Origin of the sequence: Cupriavidus sp. USMAA2-4, assembly GCF_001854305.1 — a bacterium.
Lineage (GTDB): Bacteria > Pseudomonadota > Gammaproteobacteria > Burkholderiales > Burkholderiaceae > Cupriavidus > Cupriavidus malaysiensis.
In genome coordinates, this window is the sequence record NZ_CP017749.1 from 2,189,136 (window position 1) to 2,202,842 (window position 13,707).

The window sequence follows — 13,707 nt, forward strand, 5'->3', positions numbered from 1 at the left end:
GACCGGCACGGGGGCCGTGGCGTGTCGCGCGGATGAAGTGATGGCGGTCACGCTGGATCCGATTCTATGAAAGATGCATTTTTGATGCAATAAATAACCAGCCGCAGCGCGGGATCCGCGGTGCGACAGATTGCCGCGCCCGCGGCTGTGGCCCGGGGCCGGCGAGATGCCGGGCAGGCCACCGCGGCGGACATGCCGGCCGCGCCCCGGCGGCCGCACTGGCCGGCGCGGAGCAGGCTCAGGCGCCCAGCGCGATGCCGTCCTTGCGCTTGTCGGAGGCGCCCAGCAGGCTGCCGTCGGCGGCGCGCAGCACCGCCTGGGCGCCGCCGAAGTCGCTGCGGCCGCCCAGTTCGCCGGCGCCGACCGGATCGGTATAGCCGGCTGCGCGCAGCGCGCGGGTGACGGCCTCGGGCATGCCGTGCTCGATGGCCAGCGCCGTGGCGGACTCCAGGCGCCAGCGCGGCGCGTCGAGGGCGGCCTGCAGCGGCTGCTGCCAGGCCGCCAGCCGCACCAGCAGCTGCAACTGGCCTTGCGGCTGCATCAGCCCGCCGACCACGCCGAAACCGGCATGGAAGCGGCCGTCGCGCCTGGCCGCGCCGGGCACCACCGTGTGGTAAGGGCGCTTGCGCGGGGCGGCACTGTTGATGTGGCCGGGGCCGGCGAAGCCGAAACCGCGGTTCTGCAGCACGAAGCCGCAGTCCGGCACCGCGATGCCGGAGCCGAAGCGCTTGAAGATGCTGCTCATCAGCGTGATGGCGAGGCCGTCGGCGTCGACCACGACGGTGCAGACGGTATTGCCGGCCGGGTCGGCCACGGTCTGGCTGGCATGGCGCATGGCCTCGCCCATGGCGCGCACGGTCTGCAGCACGGCGCCGGGATCGTCGGCGGCGAGCGCCTGCGGTTCCAGCGCATCGAGCGCGTGCAGGATGGCGACGCCATGCGTGTTGGGCGGGCATTCGAACACTTCCAGGCCACGGAAGCGCGTCGACACCGGCGCGCGGAAGTCGCCGCGATGCTCGGCGAAGTCGCCGGCCGCGAGCACGCCGCCGAGCGCCTGGCAGGCCTGCGCCGCCGCGCGTGCCGGCTCGCCGAGGTAGAAGGCGTCGGGCCCGTCGCTGGCGATGGCCTGCAGCGTGCGCGCCAGCCCGGGATTGGCGAAGCGCTCTCCGGCGGCGGGCGGACGGCCCGCGCGGTAGAGCGCGGCGCAAACCGGGTCGGCATGGAGCACGCGGTCGAACAGCGCCCATTCGCGCGCCGCCACCGGGGCCACGGCGAAACCGTCGCGCGCCAGCGCGATGGCTGGGGCCAGCAGCCGCGGCCAGGGCAGCCGCCCATGGCGTTGGTGCAGGTCGTGCCAGCCGCGCACCACGCCGGGCGTGGTGCAGGAGTAAGGGTGGCGCTCCGGGATGCGCTGCCCGGGCAGGGCATCCAGCAGGGCCGGATCGAGGGCCGCCGGCGCGCGTCCGGTGCCGTTGTAGCTGCTGACCTCGCCATCCGGCGCGACCACCATGGCCAGCACGTCGCCGCCGATGCTGGTGGCCATCGGTTCGACCACGCCGAGGATGGCGTCGGCGGCCAGCGCGGCGTCGACCGCGCTGCCCCCCTCGCGCAGGCACTGCAGTGCGGCCTGCGCCGCCAGCGGGTGGCCGCTCGCCACCATGCAGCGTTGGGCGCGCACGCCTTCGGCTTGCGGATTGCTCATGCGATGCTCCCTTGTCTCTGACGGGGCGGATGGGACGGATAGAGCGGCCGCGTCAGCGCGACACCGTCTCGACGACCTTCCACGACACGCCGATGTCGCCGTTGACGAAGGTCTGGCAGGCCATGCGATAGCCGGCGGCCAGTTCTTCGGCGCTGAGGTGCTTGTGTTCCTTCGGCTTGACCGTGTCGGTGTGCTCGAGGCCCTGTTCGATCCTGCACTTGCAGGTGCCGCACAGGCCGCCGCCGCACTTGAAGGGAATGCCGCCTTTCTCGCGCAGCGAGACGCGCAGCAGGTTGCTGTTGGGCGGAGCGGTGACGACCTTGTTGTCGTTGCTCAGGAAGGTGATCTGGATCATCGTTCAGTCCGTATCGGATGGGGGCGGCGGCGGGGCTCAGGCCTGCGCCAGTTGCAGGTCCATGCTGCCGAAGCTGGCCAGGCGGCGCAGCGCGTCGCGCGCGGCCTCGAGCGTGTCGAAGCGCTCGAGAAACTTGGTCGGCACGTGGTTGACGAGCGCGGGCGGCGTTTCCTCGACCACGCGGATCTTCGTTTCGCGTTGCAGCTCGGCGATGACGAAATGCGTGGTGCGGCGGCCATAGAAGAGGTAGTCGTAGCTTTCCACCGGCACCACGCCGTCGACGGGCTCGGTGCGGAATTGGCCGGGTTTGCTGGTCAGGATCACATACATGGTCGGGTGTGCAGGCTAGGCGCGGAGGGGCGGCGGGGCGCCCCGGCCGGGCTGGTGAAGAATGGTTGGCGCGGCGGCTCGCGCCGCCTCAGGCGGCGGCCGCGGCGGCAGGCGCGGCGGCATTGGCCTCGTCGTCCTGGGCCAGTTCGATGTCGTGCGAGATCCAGAGCTGGCAGGCCAGGCGGTAGCCCTGTTCGAGCCGCTCGCCGAGCTGCTTCTTCTCCTTCCAGTTGGGGGCGGGCAGGTGTTCGCCGCCGGCGATCACGCGGCACGCGCACTTGGAGCACTTGCCCATGCCGCACTCGTAGCGCAGGTTGGGGTAGGGAAACTGCTTGATGCCGGCGCGCACCACCAGGTTGGTGTTGTCCTTGACCTCGTCGGCGAAGACCTGGCCGTGCTTGTGAAAGAGAACCTTGGGCATGACGTCTGCTCTGTTTGCTGCGGGATGGCTGGGGATGTCCGGGGAGGCGGGCGATGCGCCGGATCGGGGCGGTTCAGGACCAGATCAGCATGGCCGCCGCGGTGGAGCAGGCCAGGCCGATCAGCACCGGAATCAGCAGGGCGCGCACGGCCTCCAGCACCGGCACGCGGGCGAAACCGGCCACGGCGATCAGCGAGGACCAGGCGACCAGCGTGCCGCCGCCGGTCCAGACCGCGCCCATCTGGCCGACCGCCGCCAGCGTGGCGGGATCGAAGCCGACCACCGGGCCCAGCGCGCCGGCCAGGGTGCCGGTCAGCGGCAGGCCGGCGAAGCCGGAGCCGTCGATGCCGGTGATCATGCCGACCAGCAGCACGCCGAAGGCGACCAGCACGTGGTTGTCGGGAATCATGTGCTGGTAGGCCTGGATCAGTTCGAACAGCAGGCTGGGCGCCTTGCCCGGCGGCAGGCCGAGGATCTGCGCGGCGGTCTCGCCGGCGCCGACGAAGAAGAAGCCCGCGATCGGCAGCACCGAACCCATGGCCTTGAAGGCGAACACGAAGCCGTCGGTGATGTGCTCGGGGCAGACGTCCAGCATCCTGCGCGGGCCTTCGGCGGCGAGCGTGGCCAGCATCATCAGCACCGCCGCCACGCCGCCCACCAGCGCGGCTGCCTCGCCGCCCTTGAGATCGGCAATGTCGGAGCCGAGCTTGGGCATCACCATGATGGCGACCACGCAGAGGAAGGCCAGCGGCGTCACCAGCGCGAAGCACTTCGACCACTTGATGCGGCGGCGCTCCACCATCGACAGGCTGGCCGCGATGTTCTGCTCGGTCACCAGCGGTTCCTCGTGGCTGGTGCCGCGCGCCAGCTCGGCCTTGTCGAAAGTGCCGCCGCCGTCCACCGGCTGGGCCCCGCCCGCGCGTGCCTGCCAGCGGTCGAGCAGCAAGCCGCTGGCGGGCACGATGTGCTTGCGCATCGACAGGTAGGCCAGGCTCAGGGCGATGGCGCCGGTGATGATCGACAGCGTCAGCGCGCGGTCGGCCACCACGGCGGCGCTGACCGCCGCGCCGGCGGCCTTGGCGCTGATGCCGGGCGCCACGCCGATCACATAGTCGGACGACAGCGCCATGCCCTGGCCGGCGATGGCGATGGCCATGGCACCCGCCAGCGGCGGCAGCCCGGCGGCGATGGCGGCCGGCAGCAGGATGGCCGACACCAGCGGCACCGCCGGGGTCGGCCAGAAGAACAGCGAGATCACGTAGGTGATGGCGGCCAGGATGAAGAAGGCAGAGTGTCCGTTCTTCATCACCACGCGGAAGGGCTCGACCATGCGGATGTCCGAGCGCAGCGTCTTCAGCGCGTTGAGCAGCGCCGTCATGAAGGCGATCACCAGGAAGATGTTGAACAGCTCCTTGGCGGCCACCAGGCTGGCCGAGAAGATTCCGCCCAGCGCCTGGATCGGGCTGCCGGTCAGGGCGAAGATGACCAGAAAGGTGCCGGTGATGGCGGGTACCACCACGTTGGCGCGCAGGATCATGGTCAGGACGATGACCGCGACTCCTAGTAGGTAGATCCAGTGCGCGGCACCGATCACGACATCTTGTTGCATGGCGATTCCCCTGGGGCTGAGGTATGTGATGTGAGGGCGGCTCGTTTGCCGTTTTCGTATACTATATTCCGATTCGCACTCAAACAAGCGAAATCTGATCCGGATTTCTACGTACCCATTTTTGGTGCGGTTTGACGGGAAGCCGCGCATTTATTGGGAATGCGGGCGCCAATCTGGGGCCGGCCGGGCATCGCCGGCTTCCCTTGGCTTGTGATCTTTCGCTTCTTTTGTGTAGACTGTATACCAAATTAAGCGAGCCGAGCCGGCCACACGCAGCAATGCACAGCACCTTCCCTTACCTGCCTGCGGGCCTGTCCGCCCTGGACTACGCGCTGATGGGCGCCCTGATCTTCGCCGGCGCCTGCCTGCAGGGCATCGGCGGCATCGGCTTCGCCATGCTGTCGGCGCCGCTCGGGGCCTTGTTCTTCCCGCAACTGGTGCCGGGGCCGCTGCTGGCGCTGGGCGGCTGCGTGTCGCTGCTGTCGGCGCTGCGCGAATTCCGTGCCATCGCCTGGCCGCTGGCGGGCGCGGCCCTGTGCGGGCGCGCCGGTGGCGGCCTGCTGGCGGTGGCGGTGATCAGCAGCCTGCGCCCGGAGCCGCTCGCCGTGCTGTTCTCGGTGTCCATCCTGCTGGCCGTGGCGATGAGCCTGCTGGGCTGGCGCGTGGCCGCCTCGACCGCCTCGCTGGCGGTGGCCGGCGCCGCTTCCGGCTTCATGGGCACCATCACTTCGGCCGGGGCGCCGCCTTTTGCCATCGTGATGCAGCACGTGGCGCCCGAGCGCATGCGCGCCACCATCGGCTGCATCCTGTGCGGCGGGGCCGCGCTGTCGCTGGCCATGCTGTCGGTGGCGGGGCGCTTCGGCGCGGCCGAGGTGCAACTCGGCGTGGCGCTGTCGCCCTTCCTGCTGGCCGGTTTCGCCCTGTCCAACCGCCTCAGGGGGCGGTGGTCGGCGCTGGCGGTGCGGCGCCTGTTGCTCGCGCTGTGCGCGGCGGGCGCCCTGGGCGTGCTGGCCAAGCTGGCCTGGCCGGGCTGAGCCCCGCCCGGCGCGGCGCCGGCCTGTGCCGCAGCCCCTTCCCCGGCGCAATCTTCCCGTTTCCTTTTCGTGTTCGAACCCCAGCGCCAGGCGCCCCCCCGCCGGCCAAGTACCGGAGTTGCCATGCAGCATATTTCAGATGAGATGATCGACCGCCACGTCAGCGGAGCCGAAGCGCAGCAGGTGATGCTGGAGGCCTTCCGCAGTTTCGCCGACGGCCGCGCGGCCATGCAGGAACGGATCCGTACGGAAGCCGGCGGCGTCAAGCTGTCGACGCTCGGCGCGGTCATTCCCGAGCGCGGCGTGGCCGGCGCCAAGGTCTATACGACCATCGCCGGCCAGTTTTCCTTCGTCATCCTGATCTTCTCGAGCGAGGACGGCCGCCCGCTGGCCTCCTTCGATGCCGGCGCCATCACGCGCCTGCGCACCGCTGCCTGCTCGGTGGTCGCCGCGCGCCACCTGGCGCGGGCGGATGCCGCCACGCTGGCCTTGTTCGGCGCCGGCACGCAGGGCGTTGCCCATGCCCGGCAGCTCAGCGCGGCCCTGCCGCTCGAACGCATCCTGGTCAACGATCCCCACGCCGACGCCGGCCTGCCGGCGCGGCTGTCCGACTGGTGCGGCATTCCGGTCGAACTGGCCGAGGCGGAGGAGGCCGCGGCCCGGGCCGACATCGTGGTGACCGCCTCGCGCTCCACCACGCCGCTGTTCCCGGGCGCTTCGCTCAAGCCGGGCGCCTTCGTGGCCGCGATCGGTTCCAGCCTGCCGCATACGCGCGAGCTGGACGACGAGGCCCTGCGCCGCGCGGCGGCGGTGGTGGTGGAGTGGCGCCCGCAGTCCACGCGCGAGGCTGGCGACATCGTGCTGGCCGGCCCCGGCGTGCTGCCGGCCGACAAGGTGGTCGAACTGGGCGACGTGCTGCTGGGCAAGGTGCGCCCGCGGCGCGGCGACACCGACATCGTGGTCTACAAGTCCGTCGGCGTGGGCCTGGAAGACATCGCCCTGGCGGGTTTTGCCTGGGAAAAGATCCGCGCGGCGGGCCACGCCTGACCGTGCCTGCCCGTCGCCGCGCCGCGGCGGCGTTCCCCGTGGGCGACAGAAGCCATGCAAGCGATGGAAACGCAGAAAACGCTTGCAGCGCCCTGATGAATGTATATAGTATACCAAAAACAGCGACGCGATCCCGAGCGGAGCTGACCCGTCCCAAAGCCACCTGAAGCCAAGCCAAGACAAGGAGCCCCGACATGGCTGAACTGATGAACCGCGAAGCATTCCGTACCGCCCTGGAAGAAGCGATCAAGGGCAAGAGCGCCAACAAGGCCCCGTTCAGCGTGGCCTGGGCGAGCGGCAAGCTGAGCCGCGCGCACCTGGCGCGCTGGGCCGAGAACCACTATCACTACGTCGGCCCCTTCGCGGACTACCTGGGCTACATCTACGCCCGCACGCCCGACCGCTACACCGAGGCCAAGGACTTCCTGCTGGCCAATATGTATGAAGAGGAGATCGGCGGCGACCGCCACACCGACCTGCTGATCCGCTTCGCCGAGGCCTGCGGCACCACGCGCGAGCGCGTGGTCGATCCTGACAATATGTCGCCCACCACGCGCGGCCTGCAGTCGTGGTGCTACGCCGTGGCCATGCGCGAAGACCCGATCGTGGCGGTGGCCGGCCTGGTGGTCGGGCTGGAGTCGCAGGTGCCGTCGATCTATCGCAAGCAGACGCCGACGCTGCGCGACAAGTACCAGTTCACCGACGAAGAGGTCGAGTTCTTCGACCTGCATATCGTCTCCGACGAGATCCACGGCGAGCGCGGCTACCAGATCGTGCTGGAGCATGCCAACACGCCGGAACTGCAGCAGCGCTGCCTGAAGATCTGCGAGATCGGCGCACAGATGCGCCTGCTGTACACCACGGCGCTCTATCACGACTACGTCGCCAAGGACCTGTCGATGGCCGAGCTGGCGATGGCCGCCTGAGTGTCGCGCGGCGCGGCTCTGCCCGCCATGCACGGCGCCCCGCCCGGTGCGGGGCGCCGATCCCATCGATTTCCAGGGTTTGCATCATGACTGTCGGACAGCAAGACGAGTTCTTCAACCACATCGACGGCGAATGGACCAGGAGCCGTTCCGGCCGGACCTTCGACAACGTCAATCCGGCTGACGTCGCGGACATCGTCGGCCGCTTCCAGGCCTCCTGCGCCGAGGACGCCCAGGCCGCCGTGGCCGCCGCCGCGGCCGCCTTCGATGCCTGGCGCCGCACGCCGGTGAGCAAGCGGGCCGCGATCCTGAACCGCGCCGCCGATCACCTCGAGGCCAATGCCGCCGGCATCGCCGAGGAACTGACGCGCGAGGAAGGCAAGGCGCTCTCGCTGAGCAAGGACGAGGTCCTGCGCTCGGCGCAGACCCTGCGCTTCTATGCGGTGGAAGGGCAGACCTTCACCGGCGAGACCTATCCGAACGACGATCCCGAGATGGTGGTCTACAGCCAGCGCGAGCCGCTCGGCGTGGTCACCGTGATCGCGCCGTGGAACTTCCCGGTGTCGATTCCCGCGCGCAAGATCGCGCCGGCGCTGATCGCCGGCAACACCGTGGTGTTCAAGCCGTCCTCGGATGCGCCGCTGTCCGGCTACCGCCTGGCCGAAGCGCTGGTCCAGGCCGGGCTGCCCAAGGGCGTGCTCAACTTCGTCACCGGCAGCGCCGCCGAGATCGGACCCGGCATCACCGAGCACCCGGCGGTGCGTGCGATCTCCTTCACCGGTTCGACCCGCGCGGGCGAACAGATCCACCGCGCCGTGCCGCTGACCACGCGCACGCAGATGGAACTGGGCGGCAAGAACCCGCTGATCGTGATGGAGGATGCCGACCTCGACAAGGCGGTCGACCTGACCATCAAGGGCGGCTTCTCGCTCAGCGGCCAGGCCTGTACCGGCACCAGCCGCGTGCTGGTGGCGGCGGCCGTCAAGGCGCAGTACACGCAGAAGCTGCTGGCGCGCGTGCAGGCCCTCAAGATCGGCAGCGGCATGACGCCGGGCATGGACCTCGGCCCGCTGGCCACGCGCAGGCAACTCGAGACCGTGCTGTCCTACATCGAGACCGGCAAGGCCGAGGCCACGCTGCTGTGCGGCGGCGAGCGGCTCACCGGCCCCGGCTTCGACCAGGGTTACTACGTGTCGCCAGCGGTCTTCACCGACGTGACGCAGTCGATGCGCATCGCCCGCGAAGAGATCTTCGGGCCGGTGATCGCCATCATCGAGTTCAACGGCTACGCCGATGCCATCGCCAAGGCCAACGACACCGAATACGGGCTGTCCGCGGCGATCGTGACGGCCGATCCGCGCTACATCCACCACTTCGCCACCGACATCGAGGCCGGCACCGTGAAGATCAACCGCACCACCACCGGCAACCTGGTGAACGCGCCCTTCGGCGGCCTCAAGCGCTCCAGTACCTCGACCTTCCGCGAGTCGGGGCGCACCGGGCTCGAGTTCTACACCCAGGTCAAGACGGTCTACCGCGGCTGCTGACCGGCACGCCGCCGGCAGCACGCATCCCAAGCATCAGGAGAATCGCAGTGAAGAAAGCCATCAAGCTGGAACTGAAGGAAGCGCGCCACATGGTGGCCGCGGCCATCGCCAGGTCGGAACAGATCGGCGTGCTCGAATCGATCTGCGTGGTCGACGAGGGCGGCTATCCGCTGGCGCTGGAGCGCATGGACGGCGCCCGCATCACCGGCCCGCAGATCGCCTGGAACAAGGCGTTCACCGCCGCCGGCCACAAGCGCTCCACGCACCTGTTCAACCAGGCGCCCAACGGCCCGGCCCTGCCGGGCAACGAGGCCTTCGGCATCCAGTGGAGCTTCGAAGGCAAGTTCGCCGTCTTCGTCGGCGGCTTCCCCATCGTGGTCAACGATGAAGTGGTCGGCGGCATCGGCCTGAGCGGCGGCAATGGCGAGCAGGACACGCAGGCCGGCCTGGCCGCCCTGCAGGCGCTGCAGGAACTGCTGGCGCCGCAGGATCTCAAGGTGCTGGTGCAGGCCGACATCAAGCGCTAGTCCGCTAGTCCGCTGGTCCGCTGGTCCGCTGGTCCGCCAGTCCATCACCCACCTGCCGCGCCGGGCATCGCCGGCGCGGTGCATCGCCCGCATCTGCCTGAACTGAACCGGCAGGAAACCGCCCGAGTCCATCATGTCCTACCGCATCCAGATCCTGGAGACGCACGAGTCGTTTGTCGTCGAACCCGGCGAAACCCTGCTGCAGGGCGCCACACGCGCCGGCGTCTGCCTGCCCCATGACTGCCAGCTTGGCGGTTGCGGCACCTGCCGCATCAAGCTGGTCGAAGGCACCGTGGCCTACGAGGAGTTGCCGATGGGGCTGGCGCCGGACGAAGAGGCGGCCGGCTACGCGCTGGCCTGCCAGGCCCTGCCGCAGGGCGACGCCGTCATCAGCACCGCGCGCGACGACGAGGCCTGCGCCGCGCCGGTGGCCCATCACGCGCTGGTGCGCGAAGCCCGCCCGCTTTCGCGCGATGTGCACTACCTGAAGCTGGAGGTGCCCGAGGCGGGCCTGCTCGACTACCGGCCCGGCCAGTACCTGAAGATCCTCACCGGCGACGGCCGCACGCGCAGCTTCTCGATGGCCTCGGTGCCCAGCGCCGGCGTGGTCGACCTGCACGTGCGCCGCATTCCCGGCGGGACCTTCACCGATGGCGCCCTCCAGCAGCTGCGCCCGGGCGATGCGCTGCAGGTGGAGCTGCCGCACGGCGCCTTCTTCTACCGGGCCAAGGACTACCGGCCGCTGCTGATGGTGGCGACGGGCACCGGGCTGGCACCGATCAAGAGCATCCTCGAGGCGCTGATGGACGACGGCGACTGTCCGCCGGTCTCGCTCTACTGGGGCGCGCGCGAGCCGTCCGACCTGTACCTGCACGATGAGATCCGCGGCTGGGGCGAGCGCCTCTATGATTTCCGCTACGTACCCGTGCTCTCGCGCGCGCGGGACGACTGGCAGGGCCGGCGCGGCTACGTGCAGTCGGCCGTGCTGGAAGACCTCGGCGAACTGTCGGGCGAGCTCTCCGAGTACGCCATCTACCTGTGCGGCTCGCCCGAGATGATCCGCGATGCGCGCGCGGCCTTCGTCGCCCGCGGCGCCAGTCCGGACCATATCTACGCGGACAGCTTCACCTTCCAGCGCGGCTGAGCCTGCGCCGGCGCCCCGCGCGGGGCGCCGCTTCGCATTCCAGCTACCGGCCGGCGGATTCCTGACCTTCGAATCACCACGACACGAGGCAGCCATGCCATCTCGCGGCGAGGCAAGCATCGCAACCGGCCTGGACGCGCAGCCGGACGACGATGCCGGATTGCGCACCATTCCCCTCTTCGCGCAGGTGGCGGAACTGCTGCGCCGGCGCATCGTCGCCGGCATCTACACCCAGGGCACGCGGCTGGTGGAAGGGCGGCTGTCGGCGGAGCTGGGCGTGTCGCGCGTGCCGGTGCGCGAGGCGCTGCACGCGCTGGCCACCGAGGGGCTGGTCGAGCTGTCGCCGCGCCGCAGTGCTTCGGTGACGCGCGTGCCCGATGCCATCGGCCGCGAACTGGTCGAGGTGCGCGCCACGCTGGAGGGCCTCAATGCGCGCCTGGCGGCCCAGCGCCGCGACCCGGCGCTGGGCGCCCGGCTCGAGGCGGTGCAGCGTGAAGGACGCCTGGCCGCCGCCGACGGCCGTACCGAAGCGCTGCTGCGGCTCAATGCCAGCTTCCACGAACTGCTGGCCTCCACCGCCGCCAACAGCGTGCTGCGCGAGATGGTGCGCTCGCTGCGCGAGCGCACCTTCCTGATGTTCGCGCCGGTCGACGCGGCGCGCGCGCGCCAGAACTGGGAAGAGCATGCGCGCATCCTGCAGGCGGTGATCGATGGCGACGCCGACCTGGCGGCGCTGCTGGCCAGCCGCCATGTCTACAGTGCCCATGCCGCCATGTCGCGGGGCGGCGCCGGCGCGGGCGGGGCGGCGCCGGGGTGATGTCTTGACATCTCTGGTATACAATACCGGCAAATGTCTCCCAACCTGCCGAGCCGCGCCGCCGCGTGGCGGTTGGCGGGTGGCGGCGGAGCATCCTGCCAACCCCGGTCATTCCTTCATGTCAGAAAAGCGCGCCAATGCCCAGTCCGGGCCTGTTTCCGAGCCTGCGGTCGTGAGTCTCGGGGCGAGCCATTCGCCGCTGTTCGCGCTCGTCACCGACAAGCTGCGCGAGCGGATCCTCAACGGGCAGTACGAGCCGGGCGAGCGCTTGGTGGAGAACAAGCTGTCTTCCGAACTCGGCGTGTCGCGCATTCCGGTGCGCGAGGCGCTGCGTTCGCTGGCGACCGAGGGGCTGGTGGTGATCGAGCCGCGCCGCGGCGCTTCGGTGGCCAAGCTGTCGCCGGACGTGGCGCGCGAGATGGTGGAAGTGCGCGCCACGCTGGAAGGCCTCAATGCCAAGCTGGCGGCGCAGCGGCGCGATCCTGCGCTGCTGGCCGAACTGGAGCAGGTGCTGCGCGACGGCGCCGAAGCCGCCGCCCAGGGCCGCGGCGACCAGTTGCTGGCGCTCAACTCGCGCTTCCACGAAGTGCTGGGCACCATCGCCGCCAACAGCGTGCTGCAGGAAATGATGCGCTCGCTGCGCGAGCGCACCGCCGCGCTGTTCGCGCCGGCCAACCTGGTGCGCGCCCGCCAGAACTGGGATGAGCACGCGCAGATCCTGCAGGCCGTGATCGCCGGCGACGCCGACCTGGCGGCCCTGCTGGCCGCGCGGCATGTCTACAGCGCCGCCAAGGCGGCCGAACTGTCCGTCGGCGATACCACTACGCGCGCTGCCTGAGCGGCGCGTGCGCCGCGCAGGTCTTGCGCAACGTGCCTGGACGCCATCAGCGCGCGCCGATGGCGTTGATCGCGCTCAGCGCGCCGGCTGTTCGCGCAGGGCGAAGGCCCGGCGCGCGGCCGGGCGCGCCAGGCAGCGCCGGTGCCAGTCCCAGGCTGCCGCATACCGCTCGCCGCCAAGCTCCGCGAAGCGGTGCAGCACCGCCGCCAGGTTCAGGTCGGCCACACTGAATTCCTTGCCCAGCAGGTAGTCCCGTTGCGCCAGCTGCGCCTCCAGCACCGCGAAGCGCCGGGCGAGCGCCTGCAGGGCCTCGTCCGCCAGCTCGGGCCGGCGCCGCTCGGGCGGCAGCATGCGGCTGTGCTGGGTCCATTGCGTGGTCAGCGGCTCGACCGAGGTCGCCGCCCACAAGGTCCACTGCAGCGCCAGCGATTGCGCATCGGCATCCGCCGGCCACAGGCCGGCCGCGGCGTGCTTGCGCGCCAGGTGCAGCGTGATGGCCAGCGATTCGAACAGCACCAGGCCGTCATCCTCGATGGTCGGCACCAGTCCGTTGGGATTCAGCTCCAGGTAGGGCGCCGCCTTGACCTCCGGCGAGGCGTAGTGCAGCGGGATGTTCTCGTAGGCCAGGCCGAGTTCCTCGGCCGCCCACAGCGGGCGGATCGCGCGGGAGGCCGGGATGCCGTAGATTTTCAGGGTCATGTCGCGTCGGGTAGCGGTTGCGGATAGGCGGCGGCGCCAGTCCAGGGGCCGTTCGCTGCAGGACTGTATACCTTATGCGATCTGATGGGAATCCGCGGGCAGGAGACAGGAGGGCGGAGATCGAAGGCGGGCCATGCGGCGCAGCACGGCGGCCAGGCACCAAGGCCGGCTCCTGGCCGCAGGGTACGCGCCTAGCGCGCCTTTCTGGCCTTTCCTGGCCTTTATAAGCCGTTAAGGCGCCGTGGTGGGCCTCCTGGCTTCAACTCAATCGATGCGTGCCGCCCCCGGTGCTGTCTTGCGCACCCTGGCGGGGCACGGGCATGCCCGGATTTGGCGCAATGCACAAAAATATGTATACTGTGAACAATAAAGAAACGCCATAGGGAAAAACCATGCACCAAGTCGATGCCAAGTACCTGCGTACGCCCGTCGGCCAGCAACTCCTCGAACACTATGCCGGCCGCGATGCGGTGCGCCATGCCACGCCGCTGCTGCCGCTGCGCCTGGCCGACGTGACCGGTTTCGCACGCGCCCTGTTCGGCCGCCGCAACGCAGGCCACCGTCCCTGCTGATTCCGTTCCTGCGGATTCCGGCGCTGCCGGACGGATTGGCTCGGAAAAATCCTGGCCATCAGCGGGCGCCGGCGGGCAGGCGGCGGCGCCCGCGGGGACTACAATGCACGCTTGTGCCGCGCCATGCGCAGCGGGCCTG

15 protein-coding genes are annotated in these 13,707 nt (G+C 70.1%); 9 read left to right on the forward strand and 6 right to left on the reverse strand.

The features are described from left to right. Positions 1-238: 238 nt before the first annotated feature. The 5 genes from BKK79_RS29560 to BKK79_RS29580 form a co-directional block, all read right to left on the reverse strand. Entirely contained in the window at positions 239-1,702 is a 1,464-nt protein-coding gene (locus BKK79_RS29560; protein WP_071021438.1) for a gamma-glutamyltransferase family protein, read from the reverse strand. Positions 1,703-1,754: 52 nt separating this feature from the next. Next, positions 1,755-2,057 (reverse strand): 2Fe-2S iron-sulfur cluster-binding protein, encoded by a 303-nt coding sequence (locus BKK79_RS29565; RefSeq protein WP_071021435.1) that lies wholly within the window; start codon positions 2,055-2,057, stop codon positions 1,755-1,757. Between the two features lie 36 nt (positions 2,058-2,093). Further along, the gene (locus tag BKK79_RS29570; protein WP_071039591.1) at positions 2,094-2,387 is read right to left on the reverse strand and encodes a ferredoxin; all 294 of its coding nucleotides are present in this window, start codon (positions 2,385-2,387) and stop codon (positions 2,094-2,096) included. A gap of 88 nt (positions 2,388-2,475) precedes the next feature. Beyond that, positions 2,476-2,808: a 2Fe-2S iron-sulfur cluster-binding protein gene (locus BKK79_RS29575; protein ID WP_071021426.1), complete on the reverse strand. Its 333-nt coding sequence runs from the start codon at positions 2,806-2,808 to the stop codon at positions 2,476-2,478. A 73-nt stretch (positions 2,809-2,881) separates the two neighbouring features. Then, positions 2,882-4,417, reverse strand: coding sequence for a hypothetical protein (locus BKK79_RS29580; protein ID WP_071021420.1), 1,536 nt, complete (start codon positions 4,415-4,417; stop codon positions 2,882-2,884). A gap of 278 nt (positions 4,418-4,695) precedes the next feature. Between BKK79_RS29580 and BKK79_RS29585 the strand changes: the two genes are divergently transcribed. The 8 genes from BKK79_RS29585 to BKK79_RS29620 all read left to right on the forward strand — a co-directional run bounded on the left by BKK79_RS29585 (position 4,696) and on the right by BKK79_RS29620 (position 12,297). Then, on the forward strand, positions 4,696-5,451 hold the full coding sequence (locus BKK79_RS29585) for a TSUP family transporter (protein ID WP_071039592.1): 756 nt from the start codon (positions 4,696-4,698) through the stop codon (positions 5,449-5,451). Between the two features lie 123 nt (positions 5,452-5,574). Beyond that, positions 5,575-6,498, forward strand: coding sequence for an ornithine cyclodeaminase family protein (locus BKK79_RS29590; protein WP_071039593.1), 924 nt, complete (start codon positions 5,575-5,577; stop codon positions 6,496-6,498). A 194-nt stretch (positions 6,499-6,692) separates the two neighbouring features. Then, complete coding sequence (locus tag BKK79_RS29595; RefSeq protein WP_071021413.1) at positions 6,693-7,424, forward strand: TenA family transcriptional regulator; 732 nt, start codon at positions 6,693-6,695, stop codon at positions 7,422-7,424. 86 nt (positions 7,425-7,510) lie between these two features. Beyond that, positions 7,511-8,971, forward strand: coding sequence for an aldehyde dehydrogenase family protein (locus tag BKK79_RS29600; protein WP_071039594.1), 1,461 nt, complete (start codon positions 7,511-7,513; stop codon positions 8,969-8,971). Positions 8,972-9,018: 47 nt separating this feature from the next. Continuing rightward, positions 9,019-9,498 (forward strand): GlcG/HbpS family heme-binding protein, encoded by a 480-nt coding sequence (locus BKK79_RS29605; protein ID WP_071021408.1) that lies wholly within the window; start codon positions 9,019-9,021, stop codon positions 9,496-9,498. A gap of 133 nt (positions 9,499-9,631) precedes the next feature. Further along, positions 9,632-10,642, forward strand: coding sequence for a 2Fe-2S iron-sulfur cluster-binding protein (locus tag BKK79_RS29610; RefSeq protein ID WP_071021405.1), 1,011 nt, complete (start codon positions 9,632-9,634; stop codon positions 10,640-10,642). Positions 10,643-10,736: 94 nt separating this feature from the next. Beyond that, positions 10,737-11,459 (forward strand): GntR family transcriptional regulator, encoded by a 723-nt coding sequence (locus BKK79_RS29615; RefSeq protein WP_084085323.1) that lies wholly within the window; start codon positions 10,737-10,739, stop codon positions 11,457-11,459. A 118-nt stretch (positions 11,460-11,577) separates the two neighbouring features. Then, entirely contained in the window at positions 11,578-12,297 is a 720-nt protein-coding gene (locus BKK79_RS29620; RefSeq protein ID WP_071021403.1) for a GntR family transcriptional regulator, read from the forward strand. A gap of 75 nt (positions 12,298-12,372) precedes the next feature. Here BKK79_RS29620 and BKK79_RS29625 read toward each other — a convergent pair whose 3' ends face one another. Beyond that, on the reverse strand, positions 12,373-12,996 hold the full coding sequence (locus BKK79_RS29625) for a glutathione S-transferase family protein (RefSeq protein WP_071039595.1): 624 nt from the start codon (positions 12,994-12,996) through the stop codon (positions 12,373-12,375). Between the two features lie 392 nt (positions 12,997-13,388). On the opposite strand from BKK79_RS29625, the gene BKK79_RS29630 reads away from it, so the two are divergent. Then, a complete protein-coding gene (locus BKK79_RS29630; protein WP_071021398.1) occupies positions 13,389-13,568 on the forward strand; it encodes a hypothetical protein in 180 nt (59 codons plus the stop codon). The last annotated feature ends 139 nt before the right edge of the window (positions 13,569-13,707 follow it).

Bases quoted from the DNA above. Each gene is read 5' to 3' on its own strand.
- BKK79_RS29560 (WP_071021438.1), bottom strand. From the start codon at position 1,702: ATGAGCAATCCGCAAGCCGAAGGCGTGCGCGCCCAACGCTGCATGGTG.
- BKK79_RS29565 (WP_071021435.1), bottom strand. From the start codon at position 2,057: ATGATCCAGATCACCTTCCTGAGCAACGACAACAAGGTCGTCACCGCT.
- BKK79_RS29570 (WP_071039591.1), bottom strand. From the start codon at position 2,387: ATGTATGTGATCCTGACCAGCAAACCCGGCCAATTCCGCACCGAGCCC.
- BKK79_RS29575 (WP_071021426.1), bottom strand. From the start codon at position 2,808: ATGCCCAAGGTTCTCTTTCACAAGCACGGCCAGGTCTTCGCCGACGAG.
- BKK79_RS29580 (WP_071021420.1), bottom strand. From the start codon at position 4,417: ATGCAACAAGATGTCGTGATCGGTGCCGCGCACTGGATCTACCTACTA.
- BKK79_RS29585 (WP_071039592.1), top strand. From the start codon at position 4,696: ATGCACAGCACCTTCCCTTACCTGCCTGCGGGCCTGTCCGCCCTGGAC.
- BKK79_RS29590 (WP_071039593.1), top strand. From the start codon at position 5,575: ATGCAGCATATTTCAGATGAGATGATCGACCGCCACGTCAGCGGAGCC.
- BKK79_RS29595 (WP_071021413.1), top strand. From the start codon at position 6,693: ATGGCTGAACTGATGAACCGCGAAGCATTCCGTACCGCCCTGGAAGAA.
- BKK79_RS29600 (WP_071039594.1), top strand. From the start codon at position 7,511: ATGACTGTCGGACAGCAAGACGAGTTCTTCAACCACATCGACGGCGAA.
- BKK79_RS29610 (WP_071021405.1), top strand. From the start codon at position 9,632: ATGTCCTACCGCATCCAGATCCTGGAGACGCACGAGTCGTTTGTCGTC.
- BKK79_RS29615 (WP_084085323.1), top strand. From the start codon at position 10,737: ATGCCATCTCGCGGCGAGGCAAGCATCGCAACCGGCCTGGACGCGCAG.
- BKK79_RS29620 (WP_071021403.1), top strand. From the start codon at position 11,578: ATGTCAGAAAAGCGCGCCAATGCCCAGTCCGGGCCTGTTTCCGAGCCT.
- BKK79_RS29625 (WP_071039595.1), bottom strand. From the start codon at position 12,996: ATGACCCTGAAAATCTACGGCATCCCGGCCTCCCGCGCGATCCGCCCG.
- BKK79_RS29630 (WP_071021398.1), top strand. From the start codon at position 13,389: ATGCACCAAGTCGATGCCAAGTACCTGCGTACGCCCGTCGGCCAGCAA.